The following is an 18439-nucleotide window of genomic DNA, read 5'->3' on the forward strand; positions in this document are numbered from 1 at the left end:
GCGCCGGGTCGGCGCGAGGCCCCGACCGAAGGGCGAACGGCGAACGGCGAATGAGAAACGCCGCCGATGCGGGGCACGGGCGGCGTGACGGATCAGGATGGCGGGGCGTCGGCCCGCCGGTGCTGTCAGGCTTGGCTCAGGTGGACGGTGCGCCCCAGGCCAGAGCCACCAGCGCGTTGGGCACCGGATCGGCCAGGCTGTCGTGATGGGCCGGACCGAGCGAACTGCGTGTCGGCGAACCGGTCACGTCGGCCATCAAGGCCTCGGCAGCACGGGCCTCGTCGAGCGAGGCCGACCCTGCCAGCACCGCGACGAACAGGCCGGCGTTCCGCGGCTGCAGCCGCGCCAGCTTCTGCGTGGCGGCCTGCAATTTCGCAGCCGGCACACCCAGGGCGATCAGCACGGGGTAGGCCCCACCCTGCGGCAGGGCGAACACGCGACCGGCGCTGGCCAGATCGTCAAAGCCCACATCGAGCACGTCGGTCCGGCTGCCCGGGCCGAAGAACTGCACCAGGGCATGCGAGGCGGCATCCAGTTCGGCGGCCGAGAAGCCCAGGGCGTCCGGCACATCCGTCAGGCGCACCACCAGCACGCGCTGGCCGTCGCGTCGCCAGGGCCGCATCAGGCCCTCCAGCGCCCCGGCCAGGCCGCGCCGCGGTGACACCTGGGCGCCCAGGCTGGCACGGTGCTGCCAGCACAGGTACTCCAGCAGTTCGGTGCGGCACTGGTACTGCGGCTCACCGCCGCGCCCGTGGGCCAGCGCATGGCGGCGCGGGTTGGCCACGGCCTCGGGGTCGTCACGGTGCTGCCAGGCATAGCGTCGCGCATCGAAGCTGGCGCGCAGGCGCTCGGGCGACAGCGACCCCTGCCAATGCAGGAACTCGTTGTCGCGGGTGATGCCGGGAAAGTAGTCGATCTCGATGCCGGCGCGCCGGCGCGCCATGTCCAGCGACAGCTGGTCGCGCTTGCTGTAGGCCAGAATGCTCTCCCACCACAGGCGGCCGAAGTGCCGCACCACCGGCGCCTGGTGGCTGCGCAGCAGCACCGTGCCTGTGGTCAGCGGCGTGATCTCGGCCAGCGGCCCCTGCTGGGCATACGCATCCAGCTGGCGGCACACGGTGGCGACATCGTCGTAGCCCAGCATCGCGATGGCGCCGGCCTCCTGGTGCAGGTGGGTGTGGCGCGAATGCTTGAAGGCGCGGAACACGAAGGCCCGGCCCTCGGCATCCACCTGCCGCGTGTGCAGGTCGGCCGACTGCGGCAGGCGCTTGAAGGTGACGGTGTTGTCGATGTAGAGGCTGTAGGCCGCGTCCGGGAAGTAGGCATCGGGCATGGCCTTGGCGCGGCGCGAGGCCTTCTCGGGCGCCAGGTGCGACTCGTCGATCGGCACACAGCGCCACACCGGCGAGCGCAGCTCGGGGTTGTCGGTCAGGCACACGAAGTCGAGCACCAGATCGCTGCCGGCGCCGGCCGGCAGGACCGACAAGGGGTTGTTCAGCGCCTCCTTGGCACCGATCAGCACCGTGTAGATCACCAGGCGCGTGCCGGGACCCGCCGGTGCGGGCGCTTGCGAGGAGGACGGAGGGACGCTCATGGTCGTTGATTCTGGACAGCGGCGGCCGCGGCCGAGGCCACGAAATGCGCCCGCTTTGCCGGCCTGAAGCTGCCGCCACAGCGGCGCCGGCACCGGCCACACCCGCTCGCCAGGCTGGGAACAGCACCGTGTTTGCCCGCCTTTTGCCGCTCAAGTCCGGCGCTGGCCGGTGTCCAATGCGCAGCAAGTGGCGGCATGCCGGCCTCGCCTGCGGGTGGGGTCCTGCCCGGTGCGGCCCCCCAACTTCGAGCCAGGGACACCCTCATGAAAAAAGCGTTCATCACCGGCATCACCGGCCAGGACGGCTCCTACCTCGCCGAATTCCTGCTCGCCAAGGGCTACGAGGTGCACGCCATCCTGCGCCGCAGCTCGGTGTTCACCACCAACCGCATCGACCATGTGCTGGACCACGAGCGGGTCAAGACCTACCACGGCGACCTCACCGATTCCAGCAACCTGCACACCCTGCTGTCGCGCGTGCAGCCCGACGAGGTCTACAACCTGGGGGCGCAGTCGCACGTGGCGGTCTCGTTCGAGGTGCCCGAATACACCGCCGAGGTGGACGCGCTGGGCACCATCCGCCTGCTCAACGCCATCAAGGACCTGGGCCTGAAGCCGCGCTTCTACCAGGCCAGCACCTCCGAGATGTTCGGCGGCCTGCCCGAAACGGCACCGCAGAGCGAGCGCACGCCCTTCCACCCGCGCTCGCCCTACGGCGCGGCCAAGCTCTATGCCTACTGGGCCACGGTGAACTACCGCGAGGCCTACGGCCTGCACGGCAGCAACGGCATCCTGTTCAACCACGAGTCGCCGCGCCGCGGCGAGACCTTCGTGACCAAGAAGGTCACCAAGGCCGTGGCCCGCATCGCCCAGGGCCGCCAGCAGCAACTGAGCCTGGGCAACCTGGACGCCAAGCGCGACTGGGGCTATGCCAAGGATTACGTGGAAGCCATGTGGCTGATGCTGCAGCAGGAACGGCCCGACGATTACGTCATCGCCTCCGGCGAGACCTACAGCGTGCGCCAGTTCGTCGAGATGGCCTTCGCCGTCACCGGCGTGGCGCTCGACTGGGTGGGCGAAGGCGTCCATGAGCGCGGCGTGTGCCGCGTCACCGGCAAGACCCGCGTCACCGTGGACCCGCGCTACTTCCGCCCGTCCGAGGTGGATCTGCTGTGGGGCGACCCGACCAAGGCGCGAGAGAAGCTGGGCTGGCAGGTCAAGACGCCGATCAAGGACCTGGTGCGCATCATGGTCGAGTACGACCTGCGCCACGACGACTACGGCTGGAGCGACGAAGAATGATCCTGGTCACCGGCGCCACCGGCTTCGTCGGTCGCCGCGTCTGCCGCCAGCTGGCGGCGCGCGGCCTGGCTCACACGCCCACCAGCCGCTCGCTGGGCCTGGACCTGCGAGACGCCGCCGCCACCACGGCCTTCTTCCGCGAGCTCAGGCCTACCCAGGTGATCCACTGCGCGGCCCATGTGGGCGGCATCCAGTGGGGCGCCAAGCGGCCGGTGGAGATCTTCCAGCACAACCTGCAGATGACGCTGTCGCTGTGCGAGGCCGCGCAGGCCAGCGGTGTGCAGCGCATCGTCAACCCGATCTCGAACTGCGCCTACCCGGCGCAGGCCACGCTGTTCAAGGAAGACGAATTCTGGGACGGCCCGCTGCATGAATCGGTGCTGGTCTACGGTTTCGTGCGCAAGGCCTCGTGGGTGGCCAGCTGGGCCTGGCGCCAGCAGCACGGGCTGGACACGCTGAACCTGATCCTGTCGAACATGTACGGCCCCGGTGACCACTTCGAGGAAGAGCGCTCGCATGCGCTGGGCGCGCTGGTGATGAAGATCGTGCGCGCCCACCAGCAAGGCCTGCCCGAGGTGGTGGTGTGGGGCAGCGGCACGCCGGTGCGCGAATGGCTGCATGTGGACGACGGCGCCGAGGCGCTGATCCGCGGCCTGGACGCCCCGGCCACCGCCGAGCCGGTGAACGTGGGCGTGGCCCACGGCGTCAGCATCATGGCCATGGCCGAGCTGATCCGCGACGTGGTGGGCTACCGCGGCCGCCTGGTGCTCGACCCCGCCAAGCCCGACGGCGCGCCCCACAAGACCGTGGACGGCACGCGCGGCGCGGCACTGCTGGGCTGGCGCCCGTCGCGCGACTTCGAGGCCGGCGTGCGCGAGACCGTGGCCTGGTACCTGCAATCCCTGGCCCAGGCCAGCTGAACACGACGGAGCGCCACGCATGGCCATCACCGAGATCAAGCAGGACGCGCTGGTGCTGGCGCGCCACATCCCCGCCGCCGACGCCTGGGGCGACGGGCTGAAGTTCTTCTCGCCCGATGGCGACTACCAGCAGGTGGGCACCTGGGGTTATGACGCCGGCAAGACCCTGCAGGCGCACAGCCACAACGAGGTGACACGCAGCGTGCTGTGGACGCAGGAGGTGCTCTACATCCGCGCCGGCCGCGTGCTGGCCGAGGTGTACGACACCGCTGACCAGAAGGTGGCCGAGCTGGAAGCCGGCGCCGGCGACCTGCTGGTGCTGCTGCGCGGCGGCCACGGCTACCGCATCCTGGAGGACGGCACCCAGGTGCTGGAGATCAAGAACGGCCCCTACGTGGGCGCCGATGCCGACCGGAGGCGCCTGTGAGCACCCCCGCGCCAGGCACCGGCCTGAAGCTGCACCTGGGCTGCTGGCACCGCCACTTCCCCGGCTGGGTGCATGTGGACCTGTGCGACATGCCGCACATCGACCACCGCTCGTCCATCGACCAGTTGCCCTTCATCGACGACGGCGCGGCGCAGCTCGTCTACTGCAGCCACGCGCTGGAGTATTTCGACCGCCAGCAGGCGCTGGGCGTGCTGGCCGAATGGCGCCGCGTGCTGGCCCCCGGCGGCACGCTGCGCCTGGCCGTGCCCGACTTCGAGGCGCTGATCCAGGTCTACCAGCGCACCGGCGAGCTGGCTCGCGTGCTGGGCCCGCTGTACGGCCGCATGGCCATCCCCACGCCGCAGGGCGAGCAGTGGCTGTACCACCGCACCACCTACGACGAGCGCTCGCTGACCGCCCTGCTGGCCGAGGCCGGCTTCACCGCGCCGCGGCGCTGGGACTGGCGCGAGACGGAACATGCCCACATCGACGACCACTCGCAGGCCTACTTTCCGCACATGCAGAAGGAGACCGGCCTGCTGGTCTCGCTGAACATGGAATTCACCCGCCCTGCGGACTGACCCCGGCCTGGATACCCCATGAGCGACACCGACTTCATCCCCCAGATGCGCCCGCTGTTCGGCGCCGACGAGCGCGCCGAGCTGCTGAGCTACCTCGACGAGGACGGCTTCTTCACCGAGTTCAAGCGCACCGAGGCCTTCGAGGCCGAGATCGCCCGCTACACCGGCGCACGCCACTGCGTGGTGGTGAACAACGGCACCGTGTCGCTCACCCTGGCTGCGGTGGCGCTGGGCATCGGCCCGGGCGACGAGGTGATCTGCCCCGACTACACCATGATCGCCACGCCCAACTCGGTGCAGATGCTGGGCGCCAGGCCGGTGTTCGTGGACGTGGAGCCCGACACCCTGGTGATGGACGTGGCGCTGGCTGAGCGCGCCATCACGCCGCGCACCAAGGCCATCATGCTGGTGTCGGCCAACGGCCGCGCACCGCGCGCCGGCATCGCCGCCTTCGAGGCCTTGTCGCAGCGCACCGGCATCCCGCTGATCGAGGACGCCGCGCAGTCGCTGGGCTCGTGGTACGACGACGGCCGCACTGAGCGTCGGCATGTCGGCCGCGCCGGCCGCATCGGCAGCTTCTCGTTCTCGGCACCCAAGATCATCTCCACCGGCCAGGGCGGCGCCCTGATCACCGACGACGACGCCCTGGCCGCCCGCCTGCGCAAGCTCAAGGATTTCGGCCGCTCGGGCGGCGGCAACGACGTGCACGACAGCATCGGCTGGAACTTCAAGTTCACCGAGCTGCAGGCCTGCGTGGGCCTGGCGCAGATGCGCCAGCTGCCCGACCGGGTGGTGCGCAAGAAGGCCATCTGGCGCCGCTACGCCGAAGGCCTGGCCGGCGTGAGCGGCTACCGCCTGTTCGACCATGACCTGTCGCTGTGCACGCCGTGGTTCATCGACGGTGTGGCCGAGCGCCGCGACGAACTGGCCGCGCACCTGAAGGCCCGCGGCATCGGCACGCGCACGATGTACCCGCCGATCCACCGCCAGAAGGCCTATGACCTGCCGGGCGACCACCCGGTGGCCGAACGCATCGGCCGTGACGGCCTGTGGCTGCCCTCGATGATCCAGCTCACCGACGCGCAGATCGACCGCATCTGCGGCGAGATTGCGGCGTTCTACGCCGCCTGAGCACGGGGCTGGCCGCCCTGGGCGGCATGCAAGCTGCATTGGACACCCTGCCCGTCGCGGTCACAGGGTGAATCGCTCGACCGCCGCCGCGTGCGCGCCTGGCGCGCGCCGCTGCGGTGTCTGCCGGGCCCGCGCCCGGCATCGCACACGGGCGCGACAGGGCGGCGGGTCAACGCACCGGAACGTTCAGGCGATGGGCGATCGAGAACACGTTCTCGCCGATGTAGACGAAATCGCGGTCACGGTCGGCCACCGCGCGCAGAAAGTTGCGCGATGTGCCCTGGGTGGGCAATGCCCAGTCGTGGAGTTCGGTGATCATCAGCGCGAACTCGTCGATCCAGTCGCAACGGCCTTCGAACAGCGTCGACTCATAGCCTTCGATGTCGACCTTCAGGATGAACGGCAGGTAGCCGTCGCGCCAGCTGAAGCGCTCCAGTAGTTCAGGCATCGTCACCGTGTCGATGCCGCTGCACTCGCACGCACGCGTGCGAAAGCCCACCGGATCGGTCTCGGGATTGGCGATCTCCACGCGTTCGTGGCGGCTGCTGGCTGCCCGGTGCAAGGCGACGATCTGGTCGCGCTGGCGTGCGTTGGCCTGCAGCATCTCGAAATTGGACGACTCCGGCTCCACGGCCACCACGGTGGCCTCTGGCCACATCAGGCTGAAGTAGGCCGCGCTGAGCCCGATGTTGGCGCCGAGGTCGACGATCAGGGGCTTCCAGCCCTGGGCCAGCGCCTGCTCGTAGAAGCGTTGCAACTGCGGCCCGCGCTTGAGGCGGCTGAGCGAAAAGGGCTGCTGCCCGAAGATCTGGTCATACAGCTGCACTTCGTACTTGTCAGCCCGCAGCGCCACGGTCAGGGTCTGGGCCCCGTGGGAAATGGTCCGGCTCTCGATCACGCGCTTCTCCCTATCGGTCGTTGCCGCTCAGAGCACATCGGCGGCCAGCCGTTCCCGCACCGCTGGCGGTACGAAATCGAAGATGTTCGAGGCCAGCACCAGATCACCGGCTCCGGCATCGACCTCTTCGATGGAGGCGACCTGGTAGCGAACCGGCGTGCGGCCCAGGAAATCGCGCACCGCGTCGTAGTTCGCGTCACTGGCCAGCCAGGAGCCCGGGCCGTTGACCAGGCAGTTCGAATCGCGGAACTGCTCCCGCGCGTCGTGGATGTCCAGGCGTGCGGCCACGTCGATGCGGTTGTCGCCCACGTTGCGCATGCCCCAGACCTGCAGACCATTGCCCTGCGGCTGCACACGCGCGAAGGCCAGCGTGCGCAGGATGTCGAACACCTCGCGCTCGTACAGCGCACCCACCCGGGCTGCGCGCAGCAACCGCTGGGTCAGGGGTTCGGCGGCCGACACCGCCATGCGGCCGTCGGCGGCCAGATCCACCGGCGCCAGCAGGTAGCGTTCGACGAAGTCGCGCCGCGTGGGCGACTGGGTGATCAGCCCGTGCACCGCGCGCGAGAAGGCCACGGTGCAGGGGTTGACGTCGAACATCACCAGCTCGGCAAACCCCTGGTCGCCGCAGGCCACCATCTGGTCCAGGCTGAAGAAGCCGCCGCAACTGGCCACCAGACGGCGGCCCTGCCAGCGGCCACGCCCGTCGCGCAGCTGCTGCACATGGCGCGCCACCAGGCTCATGGCCTCGGCGGTGCCCAGATACACATCGTTCCAGCCGCTGAAGGACGCCCGGCCACGCGCCGCGGCGTCGAGACCCAGCGCCTGGTAGAAGCCGGGCACGCTGTCGTAGGGCACGGTGGCGTCGAGCCCCTGCAGCGTGAACAGCAGGTTGCGCGCCGTGCATTGCACGCCCGGCAGGCGCGCGATGGGCGACACGCGGGTCGAGCACAGCGCCGCCAGTGCGGCCAGCTGCGGTTCGTCCAGGCAGTTGGCGATGCAGTGCTCGGTGCGCACCGCCTCGGTGGCCCAGTCGCGGCTGGCGGCGTTGTGCTCCAGCACATGCACATGGCGGAAGCGTGCCAGCGCCCAGCGCAGCACGGCCACCATGCGCTCGCGGGGCACATCGCAGCCCAGCAGCACATGCAGCACGCAGTGCTCGATGCCGGCATGCACCGCAGGATCAGCAGCCAAGGCTTCGTCCACCGACAGATTGATACGCTGCGCCTCCAGTTCGCGGAAGCCGAAGGGACGCACATGCGTCACCTCGACGAAGCGGGCGCCACCCACGGCCTGCGCCGTGGCCTGCAAGGCCACCAGGTGCGGGTCGACGCCCACACGCACCGGGCCCTGGGCCGCGGCCCGGGCGATCGCCTGGGCGGCCAGGCCCGCAGCATCCTGGTCCGGGGCCGTCGCCACCGGCGCGGAGGCACCCGACACCCGGCCACGCCCCGTCTCGAAGCCCGCATTGCTGAAGCCCGGCGCTCCGAAGCACAGCAGCGGCTGACGCAGCTTGCCCAGCGGCAGGCGTCCCAGGCTGTCCAATGTCCAGCCCTGACGCAGCGTGGGTTCGGTCTCTTCACGGGCCAAGTACTCGGCATCCGGCGTGGACAGTCCCACCAGGTTCAATCCGCCGACGCGCCCCAGGGCCTGGATGCGCGTGGGCCCGTAGATGCGGTGGGCATTGAAGTGCGTGAGGTCCTGCCCCACCGGCACTGCCAGCCCGCACAGGCCGTGCGGCGCCAGGCAGCGCGACATCAGGTAGAAGGTGTAGAGGTCGCCCAGCGGCTGGAAGCGGTCGCCATAACGGCCCAGGCCCGAATGCTCGATGGAGCTGTACGACAGCACCATGTCATAGCCCGCCGCATGCTGCGGCAGCTCGGTCAGGTACTGGTCCCAGGTGATCGAGCGCAGGCGCGTGGGCACGGCCGGCAGGCCGTCGGTCCAGGCGATCTCGCGGTACTCCACGGTCACCACCTCGCGCGCGCCGTACAGCGCGCACAACAGCTCCAGCCAATAGGTCTCCGAGCCGATGATCAGCACGCGGCTGCCGCGCACATGACCGGCCAGGCGGCTGATCTGGCCGCGCGCCTCGGGGTACGGGCACAGCGCCCGGAACTGTGCCTCGGACAAGCCGGCATCACCGCCAGCCACCAGGCGCTCGAACTGGCGCGTGTCCCAGCGCAGCGTGGGCGTACCGTTGCTGGTGTTGATCATGCGCTCGAGCATCGGCACCTTCCAGCCCAGCGTCTCCCAGTACAGGTAGTCGCGCGGCAGCGTCTCCAGCGGCGCCGGGCCGGCCACTGAGCCCTCGGTGGGCAGGTGGTGGCCCTGTGCGCCTCGCGGCAGCAGCGCGGTGCACCGAGCGACGAAGTCAGCGTTCAACATTTCCGGCGTCAGCGCGTCCGCCGTCGCGCTTGCAGCAGCGTCGGCCTGCAGTACGCCGTGCAGGTGGCGCGAAATCTCGGCAAAGGTGCTGCCGGGATGAAACACCACCAGATCCACGCAGCTGAGCAGGTAGATGTCGGTCAGCGCGTCGAGGCCATGCTCGACGCTGATGGTGTAGCTGTCGGGATCGCCCCAGACCTGCTTGCCCTCATTGAGCGCCAGGTGCAGGCGGTCGTTGCGGCTGATCACCTGGCCGGGGAAGGCCTCGCGCAGGCCCTGCTCAAGCTGCGCGTCCTCGGTCGACAGGAAGAACCGCTGTCCACCCAGGCGCTCTCGCACCAGCTGGCTGTACTGTTCGATGGCCTGCTGCAGGCCGAAGTCGGTCCCGCGGGCATGCACGCCCTTCAGCGACTGCCAGGGCTGGCCGGGGCCGGCCCACAGGCCCAACTCGGCGGCCTGGGCGATGACCTTGTCGCGCACCTCGGCCGACGGCACCAGGCTGCGCAACGCGGCGATGCTGCGCTCGCGCGGCACGCTCTGCAGGTAGTCGTTGTCGTAGACGATGACCACGTCGGCGCTCTCATCCAGTCGAAGGGCCTGGCTGTGGCGTGGCGGGGTGCGCTGGGCCAGCTTCAGCAACTGGTCGCGGCCGAAGCGCTCGGCTTCGCGCTGCACGTTGTGGCCGGGCCCCTTCTCGGTGAACAGGGCCAGGCTGAGCTCACTGCGGCCCAGCGCCTCGATCTCGTCGAGCGTGATGGCCTCGAAGCGTGTGTCGAACAGGCGCTCCAGCGGTGTCAGGCAGCCATTGGGCGTGATGTTGTCCCAGTAGACGCGCAGCCGGCGGCCGGTCATCTGGCAGTAGGCCATGGCAGCGGCCAGTGGCCGCAGCCGGTTGCCCAGGCCGCTGGTGCAGTAGACGATGTAGAGCTTGTCGGACATGCGGGAACCCCCAGTAGGTGCTCCCGCAGTGTGGCCAGACTTGAGCTGGCCGAAGCCCGGAAGAACGGTCCTGCGGGCGCCCTGTCCGACGCTTTCAGGCGATGGAGGCCACCTCATGCCACCCGAACCGCAGCAGCCCCTTGGGCTTGGGCAGGCCGATCTGCTGCTTGAACTGCGCCAGCGCATGGTTGTGCGTGGTGTCGCGGCTCAACCCGCCGGTGCGAAAGCCCATCTGCTCGAAGGCGATGTCGGTCAGCAGCAGTTCCTGGCCGACATGCTTGCGCCACATGGTGCGGAAGACCACGTCCTCGTAGCCGTAGTGGCCGCAGAAGTCCTCGTCGTAGCCGCCGGCCTGGAAGAAGCCGCGGCGCGTGATCAGGAAGGTGTTGATGTGCGGCTCGACATCCACGCCGTTTTCCACCCGGCGGAACACATACAGGCGCAGCGGGTCCAGCCGCGGCAGGGCCGCCACCAGCTTGGCGATGGCGGCCTCGTCGGCGATGTTGTCGGCGTCGAAGTACAGCATCCACTCGGTGCGCGACTGGATGGCGGCCAGGTTGCGGCAGCCGGGCATGTTCCAGTCGATGTCGTCGTCCACGCGCAGCAGGCGCAGGTCCAGCGGGCCGGGGTCGATCTGCAGCGGCGTGTCGGAGTGGTCGTCGATGATCAGGAACTGCAGCTGGCTCAGCAGTTCGGGCGCGAAGCGCTTCCAGCGCTCGATCTGCCGGTCCACCGGCCCCTGGGCGTTGTAGACATGGGTGATCAGGGTCAGCTGCGGCATGGTCATCGGGGCTCGTGCGGGGGTGGGCCGGCGTGGTGGGCCGGGCTCAGGCGATGTGGGTCAGGCACTGGGGGTTGATGTAGAGCCGCGCGCCGGCGGCGCACAGCGCGGCGTGGTAAGGCACGTGCTCGCACACCTCGCGGCCGTGCACCAGGCCGGTGTAGCGGCCCCGGGACGCGATGGCGCCCTTGTACAGGCCGAAGCCGGCGAAGGCCGAGCGCACCGGCACCCAGCCCTTGACGCGCTGCGGCGCCAGGATCTGCGTGGCGGCGTGGATGTCGCGGCCCTCGTACAGCGCGGCGTTCAGCCGGTGCTTGCCCTCGCCCACGTAGTCGTCGCGGCAGAAGTGGTCTTCGCGCAGCGCGTAGGTGTCGTAGTACAGCGGCCAGGACAGCGGGAACACCGCGTCCCAGGCCGCTTCGTGGCGGAAGTTGCTGAGGAACCCGGCGGTGGAGAAACGCGGGCCCACCAGGCCGTCCAGGTCGGCCCAGGCGATGTAGTCCCACGGTCCACGGGCCAGCGCATGGTCGAGCAGCCGGTTTCGGCCGTAGGCCAGGCGCTCGGTGCGCAGCGGCATGCGCGCGGCGATGCCGCGCTCGCTGTGCAGGTGCAGCAGGCGGTCGCGCGCCATCTGCGCCAGCAGCGCGTCGGTGCCATCCACCGAGTCGTTCTCGTAGACGTGGATCTCGTGCGCCGCGAACAGCGTGCCCAGCTCGCGCAGCCGGGTGATCGAGGCCGGCAGGGCCTTGGCGCAGTCGCGCGCCGTGCCCAGGAAGGCGATGCGCGCGCCGCGCAGGCGCTGGGCGATCTGCTCGTCGCTCTCGGCCGGCAGCATGTCCAGCCGCCCCAGCGGCGCCACCTCGGCGGCCGCATCGGCGCCCGGCGCGGCCAGGATGTCGAAGCCGAAGCGCGCCCAGTTGTCCGGCCGGTCGAAGCGGATCTGCGCCATGTCGCCGTCGATCTGCAGCCGGCAGGCCGGCGTGTCCCAGTCCAGCGGCTCGTGCACGCGGGCCACGCCGATGCGCACGTCGAGGATGGGCACGCCCGGCGTGCGCAGGGTCAGGCCCTGCACGAAGCCGAAGCCGTCGTTGGCGAGGCGGTGTCTCATGGCCGGTGCTCTCCGGGCGGCAGCCGGCTCACAGCTGGGCCAGCAGGTCCTGGGTCACGCGGGCCCAGGTGTAGTCGGTGGCCAGGCGCGCGCGGGCGGCCAGGCGCTCGGGGGTGTCGCGCGGCACGCGGCCAGCGGCCACGGCCTGCATGCACTCCACCAGGGCGTCCACGTCGGGCACCAGGAAGCGGCCGAACATGTTGGGCTCGTCGGCGGCGGTGCCCTCGCGCGAGGGCAGCTTCAGCGCCAGCGCCTCGGGGCAGAAGTCGTCGGTGGCGCCGCCGTCGGTGACGATCACCGGCGTGCCGCAGGCCATGGCCTCCAGCACCGGCAGGTTGAAGCCTTCGGCCCGGTACGGCGAAACATAGGCATCGGCCACGCCGTACAGCGCGCGCAGCTGGCCCTGGTCGAGGCTGCCGCTGATCAGCGACACGCCGGCCAGCACGTCGGCCGTCATCAGACCCGGGTGCTCGCGCGCCACCTGGGCCAGCACGCGGTCGGCGCCCAGGCCGTACATGGCCTTGTGGTCCTTGAGCAGCAGGCGCACCTTGGGGTTCTTCTGGCGCACACGGGCGTAGGCCTGTACCAGCAGGTCCAGGCCCTTGTTCCAGGTGGCCACGCCCACGTTCAGGAACAGCGTCTCGTCGTCGGCCACGCCCAGCGCGGCGCGGCCGGCGCGGCGGTCCAGCGCGTTCAGCGGCTGGAAGGTGTCGGCCTTGTAGCCATGCGGCACCACGGCCACGCCGGCGGGGTCGAAGCCATGCTCCAGCAGCCGGTCGCGCGACCAGCGCGAGGGCGTGACGATGCGGTTGCCGTCGCGCGTGTAGGCGCCCAGGTCGGGCGGCACGGCGTCGAAGCATTCGGGCGTGATGCCGCATTCGGTGACCATGAAGGTCACGGTCTTCTGGTTCGCCGGCAGCACGCTGGCAAAGGGCGACGAGATGCGCAGCAGCGTGTCGATGGCCTCATCTTCGGGCGGCGCCGGGATGGCGTCGATGCGCGCCTGCTCCGCCGGCGAGAAGCCTGCGGGCATCTCCTTGGCGTTCCAGCGCTTCATGAAGAAGGGCACGTCGCGGTGGTACAGGCGCAGACCGGGCTGCTCCAGCATCACCAGCAGCTGGAACTGGTTGACCAGGGCGATCGAATGGCTGATGCCGCGCCAGCCTTCGACACAGATCGTCTTCATGCGGTGTGCTCTCCGGCCGCCCTCAGGGCAGCCAATTCCTCAGGCCGCTGCCCATCGACAGCAGCATGGCGTTCATCTGCTGGCCGTCGTGCAGCGCGTTGACGTACTGCACGCGCAGGTTGTAGTGCTCGCTCTCGGCGGCGATCACGTCGAACAGCGAGCGCCGGCCCAGCTGCTGCCACTGCTGCAGCGTGAAGTTGCGCAGGCGGTCGCTCTCGCGCAGCACCAGGCTGATGCGGCGCAGGCGGTCGAAGGCATTGCCGGTCTGCTCGTGGATCTCGGTGATGCGCTGGCGGCGCTGCTCCAGCGCGTCGGCGCGCTGCAGCGAGGCCGCCTCGGCGCGCTTGCGCGCGGCGGCGACCGAGTGGTCCACGGCCTTGTTGATCAGCGGCACGCTCAGTGTCACGCCGGCGCTCAGCGTGCCGTTGTGCCGGCCACTGGTGCCCACCGCCGAGCCACCGGCCACGGCGGCGCTGCCGTTGACGTTCCAGCCCACCTGCGGCCGCGTGCCGGCTTCCACCGCGCGCGCCATCTCGCGCATTGCGGCGGCGTTGGCGCCCAGCTGTTCGATCTCCACCGAGCCCTCGGCGGCGGTCAGCACGTCGGCCAGGTCAGGCACGGCCAGCAGCACGGTGCTCAGGCCGTCGATCGACGGCAACCCGGCGCCCACCACGCGGCGCAGCTTGGCCTCCACCTGCCGCGCCTGCGACACGGACTGGGCCTGCTGCAGCTCGGCCTGCATCAGCTGCTTGCGCGCCTGCACCAGCTCGCTCTGGCGGCCGCGGTCGGCGGCCACGATGGTCTCCAGCGCCTCCACCAGGCAGCCCATCTTGCGCGCGTTCTGCCCGTAGATGGCGGCCGTCATGCGGTAGCGGCTGCGCTCGAAGGCCAGCGACACGGTGGACAGCGTGATCTGCTCCTGCGTGCTCAGGTGGCCCAGGCGGGCCACCTCGGTGAGCTGACGCCGCCAGTCGATCACGCGGTCGGCGCGGCCGCCGTCCCACAGCATCTGGCTCAGCGTGATGCCGGCACTGGCCTGCACCTGGCTGCCGCGCAGCGCGCCGGTGTCCACCAGCGACGGCGACATCGAGCCGGTGAGTGCCGCCTGCGGCAGCTTGCCGGCACGGGCCTCTTCCAGGTCCTGCAGGGCGGCGTCCACCAGGGTGCGGGCGGCGTTGATGCCGTTGCTCTGCGCGATGGCGTCGCGCACCAGTTCGCCCAACTGCTGGCGCGCGTCGGTCGGCTGCGCAGCCGTGCCGGAGGCCGGGGCGGTGGCGGCGTCGCTGTGGGCCTGGGTGCCACCGGCCAGCGGCGCCTGGGGTTCGACGCGGGATTCGTCGACGCAGGCGGCGTGCAGTGCGGGGGCGGCCAGGGCCAGCGAGGCGGCCAGCGCCGTGACGGCCTGGCGGGGTCGTGCAACGAGGAGACGGCGGGTGCGTGGCATGGCGGATCGGTCACGGCGCCACCCGGAAGGCGGGTGGCTTGACAGCCATTACACGCTGCGTGGGGCCGCGTCGATCGGGCGAACAGGGCGCCGTTTGACGCCGTTTCCGGCCCGGCGGTCAGCGCTCGGTGAAGGCCTCCTGGGCCTTCATCATCGGCCGCACCAGGTAGGCCAGCACGGTGCGCTGGCCGTTGCGGATCTCGGCCGTGCCCAGCATGCCGGGCAGCACCTGCAGCGGCTTCTTGCCGGCTTTCAGCGTGCTGGGATCGGCGCGCACCAGCGCGCGGTACCAGGTGGCCTCGGCACCGGCCGGGCTGGCGTTGGCGTCGCCGATCGCGTCGGGGCTCAGCGTCTGCAGCTTGCCGTGCAGCATGCCGTAGATGGTGTAGTCGTAGGCGGTGAGCTTGATCTCCACCTGCTGCCCCACCTTCACGAAGCCCACGTCGGCCGGCTTGATGCGCAGCTCCACCAGCACGTCGGCGGCCAGCGGCACGATCTCCATCACCGGCGCGCCGGCGGTGATCACGCCGCCCAGCGTGTTGACGCGGATGTTCTTGACGATGCCGCGCACCGGGCTGGTCAGCGTGGTGCGGCGCAGCATGTCGTCGCGCACCACCTGCTGCTCCTCCAGCATGGTCAGCTCGGTTTGCACCTTCACCAGCTCGGCGCTGGCGTCCTGGCGGAAGCGGTTGCTGCGCTCGGCGTTCTGCATGCCCATGTCGTTGACCTGGCGGCGCAGGCGCATCACCTCCACCTCGCTGACCAGGCCCTTGGCCGACATGCTCTCGCTGACCGCCAGTTCCTTCTCGAGCAGGCGCTGGTTGCGGCTGTTGACGGCCAGCGCGTCGCCCAGCGCGCGCTGGCGCGACTGGTACACGTCGGTCTCGGCGCGCAGCACGCCGGGCACGGCCTTCACATCGGCCGGAAATTCCAGCGCACGGCCGCTGGCCTCGGCCTGCAGGCGGGCCACCTGGGCCATCAGGCTCAGGCGCTTGGCGCGGCTCTCGCCCTGCTGGGCCTCCACGCGGGTGGGGTCCAGCAGCGCCAGGGCCTGGCCGGCTTCCACCGTCTCGCCCTCGCGCACCTTCATCTCGCGCAGGATGCCGCCCTCCAGGCTGGCGATGACCTGCTCGCGGCCCTCGGGGATCACGCGGGCGTCGGCGCGGGTGATCATGTCCACCTTGGCCAGCGAGGCCCACACGATGGCCGCCACCAGGGCCGCCAGCATCAGGTAGATCGACCAGATCGCCGCGCGCGCCGGCTCCAGGTGCAGCGCCGCCTGCGTGGGCGTCAGGAACTGCTCGTCGCCGGGGCGCAGGGCACCCAGGCCGTCGCGGGCGAACGGGGAGGTGGACATCGCGGGCGCGCCTCGGCTGGCTGCGTTTCAGGGGGGCTCAGACCGCCGCGCGGCGCTCGGCCGGCTGCGTGCTGGGATGGCGGTGCACATTGGCCGGCGGCGCACCGGCGCCCTGCCCTGGCGCCGCCTGCGCGGCCGGCTTGGCGCCCGACAGCGCCGCCAGCACCGCGGCCTTGGGGCCGTCCATCACCACGCGGCCGGCATCGACCACGATGATGCGCTGCACCAGCTCCAGCACCGCCGGGCGGTGCGTCACCATCACCAGCGTGCAGCCCTGGGCGGCCTCGTTGAGCTGGCGCAGGAACACCAGCTCGCTCTGGGCGTCCATCGAGCTGGTGGGCTCGTCCATCAGCAGCACCTTGGGCCGGGTGATGAGGCTGCGCGTCAGCGCCACCAGCTGGCGCTGGCCGCCCGACAGCAGGCTGCCCGATTCGCCCACCGGCATGTCCCAGCCCAGCGGGTGGCTGTCGACCACGCGCTGCAGGCCGGTCAGGCGCGCCACCGCGCCCAGGCGGCCCAGGTCGGCGCTGGCGCGGCCCAGCAGCACGTTGTCGCGCAGCGTGCCGTTGAACAGCCGCGAATCCTGCGGCACATAGCCCACCGCCGCGCGGAAATCATTCGGGTCGATCTGGCGCAGATCCACGCCATCGACATCCACCATGCCCTCGCCCGGCCGGTACAGGCCGGCCACCAGGCGCAGGATGGTGCTCTTGCCGCTGCCGATGCGGCCCAGGATGGCCACGCGCTCGCCGGGCTCGAACACCAGGTTCACGCCCTTGAGCACGCCCGGCGCCTGCTGGCCGGGCGCGGCCGGGTAGGCAAAGCTCACATCGTGCAGCGCGATGCGGCCGCGCAGTCCGCGCAGCGGAATGTAGGACTGCCCCTCCACCCGGTCGGTGGGCTGGGACATCACGCGGTCCAGCGCGATCATCGCGGCGCGGGCGCCCTGCCAGCGGTTGGCCAGCGTGACCAGCGAGGTCAGCGGCGCGATCGCGCGCATCGCGAACATCACGCCGCCCATCAGCGCGCCGGCGGTGATGACCTTGGATTCGATCAGGTACACGCCCCACACCAGCATCACCAGCGTGACCAGCTGCTGCGACAGCATCGACACGTTCATCGACAGGTTGGTGATGGCGCGCGACTTGATCTGGCTGTGCACCGCCGCGGCGGTGCTGTGCTCGTAGCGGTGCAGGAAGCGGCCCTGCGCACCGGTGGCCTTGATGTCCTCGATGCCCTCCACCGCCTCGACCAGCAGGCCGTGCAGGTCTGCCTGCTGCTGCATGTGGGCGGTGCTGGCGCGGCGCATGGTGCCCTGCACCACCACCAGGCCGATCAGGATGATGGGCACGGCCAGCAGCGGCACCACGCCCAGCGGGCCGGCCATCACGAAGGTCATACCGATGAAGATGGCGATGAACGGCAGGTCGCTGGCCGCCGACATGGTGGCCGACGAGCAGAACTCGCGCACCAGCTCGATCTGGCCGACGATGTGCGAATACGCGCCGGCCGATTCGGGCCGGTGCTCCATGCGCACTGCCAGGCTCTGGCGGAACAGCTGCGTGCCCACCAGCAGGTCGGCCTTCTTGCCGGCCAGGTCGATCAGGTAGCCGCGCAGCTGGCGCGCACTCAGGTCGAAGATCAGCGCCAGGCCGCCGCCGATGGCCAGCGCCCACAGCGTGGCGAAGGCCTGGTGCGGGATCACCTTGTCGTAGATCACCGAGGTCAGCGTGCCGGTGGCCAGCATCAGCGTGTTGCTGAGCAGGGCCGCCAGCATGGCGCCGCGGTAATAGGGCGAGAAACGGCGCAGCGTGCCCCACAGCCAGTGGCTGCCGGGGTCGCGCATGGCCTCGCGGATTTCGGGCGCGGCCTGGGCCGAGGCCCGCGTCTCGACGGGCTTGGGCGTGGCCACCAGGGCCACACCGGCGTATTCGGCGCGCAACTCGTCCAGCGTGGCCTGCAGGCTCTGGTGCTCGGGGCCGGGCATCACCAGGTCGCACAGCTGGCCGCCGTCGGCCAGCGGCGTGCGCGCCACCAGCACGCAGGCGTCGCCGCTGCGCAGCAGCAGCACCGCCGGCAGCAGCACCGGGGCGATGTCGGCGATCTCGCGCTGCACCAGGCCGGCGTTGAAGCCGGCCTCGCGCAGCGCGCGCACGGCCTGGTCGGGGCCCAGCGCGCCGTTCAGTTCCTGCCCGTGCAGCAGCGACGCGATCGACCGCTCCTGCCCGTGGTGCTGTGTCAGCCACAGCAGGGCATGGGCGAGCGCATCCTCGGCCAGGCCCGCGGGGCCCGGCTCGTCGACGCCGGCGGGCACCGGCTCGGGCGCCGCGTCGAACGGTGGAATGTGGCGTTGGCTCACGAGGTCGGCAACAGATCACGGCGC

Annotated in this window: 14 protein-coding genes; 5 read left to right on the forward strand and 9 right to left on the reverse strand. The window is 70.7% G+C overall.

Translation table 11 applies throughout. The features are described from left to right. Positions 1 to 136: 136 nt before the first annotated feature. Complete coding sequence (locus AACH10_RS01490; RefSeq protein WP_341408578.1) at positions 137 to 1594, reverse strand: glycosyltransferase domain-containing protein; 1458 nt, start codon at positions 1592 to 1594, stop codon at positions 137 to 139. A 264-nt stretch (positions 1595 to 1858) separates the two neighbouring features. On the opposite strand from AACH10_RS01490, the gene gmd reads away from it, so the two are divergent. From gmd to AACH10_RS01515, 5 genes are read left to right on the forward strand one after another with little or no spacing between them, the layout of a single operon-like run. Then, the gene (gene gmd, locus AACH10_RS01495; RefSeq protein ID WP_341408579.1) at positions 1859 to 2896 is read left to right on the forward strand and encodes a GDP-mannose 4,6-dehydratase; all 1038 of its coding nucleotides are present in this window, start codon (positions 1859 to 1861) and stop codon (positions 2894 to 2896) included. Then, positions 2893 to 3816 carry an NAD-dependent epimerase/dehydratase family protein gene (locus AACH10_RS01500; RefSeq protein ID WP_341408580.1) on the forward strand — a complete coding sequence of 308 codons (924 nt, stop codon included), beginning with the start codon at positions 2893 to 2895 and terminating at the stop codon, positions 3814 to 3816. Before gmd ends, AACH10_RS01500 begins: the two co-directional genes overlap by 4 nt. Before the next feature lie 19 nt (positions 3817 to 3835). Further along, entirely contained in the window at positions 3836 to 4243 is a 408-nt protein-coding gene (locus AACH10_RS01505) for a cupin domain-containing protein (protein WP_341408581.1), read from the forward strand. Then, positions 4240 to 4824: a class I SAM-dependent methyltransferase gene (locus tag AACH10_RS01510; protein WP_341408582.1), complete on the forward strand. Its 585-nt coding sequence runs from the start codon at positions 4240 to 4242 to the stop codon at positions 4822 to 4824. Before AACH10_RS01505 ends, AACH10_RS01510 begins: the two co-directional genes overlap by 4 nt. A gap of 18 nt (positions 4825 to 4842) precedes the next feature. Next, entirely contained in the window at positions 4843 to 5955 is a 1113-nt protein-coding gene (locus AACH10_RS01515) for a DegT/DnrJ/EryC1/StrS family aminotransferase (RefSeq protein ID WP_341408583.1), read from the forward strand. Positions 5956 to 6124: 169 nt separating this feature from the next. On the opposite strand, the gene AACH10_RS01520 is transcribed toward AACH10_RS01515, so the two are convergent. The 8 genes from AACH10_RS01520 to AACH10_RS01555 form a co-directional block, all read right to left on the reverse strand. Further along, a complete protein-coding gene (locus AACH10_RS01520) occupies positions 6125 to 6853 on the reverse strand; it encodes an FkbM family methyltransferase (RefSeq protein ID WP_341408584.1) in 729 nt (242 codons plus the stop codon). Between the two features lie 27 nt (positions 6854 to 6880). Then, entirely contained in the window at positions 6881 to 10180 is a 3300-nt protein-coding gene (locus AACH10_RS01525) for a DUF268 domain-containing protein (protein ID WP_341408585.1), read from the reverse strand. Positions 10181 to 10274: 94 nt separating this feature from the next. Next, complete coding sequence (locus AACH10_RS01530) at positions 10275 to 10961, reverse strand: glycosyltransferase family 2 protein (protein WP_341408586.1); 687 nt, start codon at positions 10959 to 10961, stop codon at positions 10275 to 10277. 46 nt (positions 10962 to 11007) lie between these two features. Beyond that, a complete protein-coding gene (locus AACH10_RS01535; protein WP_341408587.1) occupies positions 11008 to 12069 on the reverse strand; it encodes a hypothetical protein in 1062 nt (353 codons plus the stop codon). Between the two features lie 28 nt (positions 12070 to 12097). Next, a complete protein-coding gene (locus tag AACH10_RS01540; RefSeq protein ID WP_341408588.1) occupies positions 12098 to 13255 on the reverse strand; it encodes a glycosyltransferase family 4 protein in 1158 nt (385 codons plus the stop codon). A 22-nt stretch (positions 13256 to 13277) separates the two neighbouring features. Then, positions 13278 to 14699 carry a TolC family protein gene (locus AACH10_RS01545; protein WP_341408589.1) on the reverse strand — a complete coding sequence of 474 codons (1422 nt, stop codon included), beginning with the start codon at positions 14697 to 14699 and terminating at the stop codon, positions 13278 to 13280. A gap of 118 nt (positions 14700 to 14817) precedes the next feature. Continuing rightward, positions 14818 to 16056 (reverse strand): beta-barrel domain-containing protein, encoded by a 1239-nt coding sequence (locus AACH10_RS01550; protein ID WP_341408590.1) that lies wholly within the window; start codon positions 16054 to 16056, stop codon positions 14818 to 14820. 37 nt (positions 16057 to 16093) lie between these two features. After that, positions 16094 to 18415: a type I secretion system permease/ATPase gene (locus tag AACH10_RS01555; protein ID WP_341408591.1), complete on the reverse strand. Its 2322-nt coding sequence runs from the start codon at positions 18413 to 18415 to the stop codon at positions 16094 to 16096. Positions 18416 to 18439 lie beyond the last annotated feature (24 nt).

This window comes from Pseudaquabacterium inlustre, from assembly GCF_038066595.1.
In the GTDB taxonomy this organism is placed as follows: Bacteria; Pseudomonadota; Gammaproteobacteria; order Burkholderiales; family Burkholderiaceae_C; genus Pseudaquabacterium; species Pseudaquabacterium inlustre.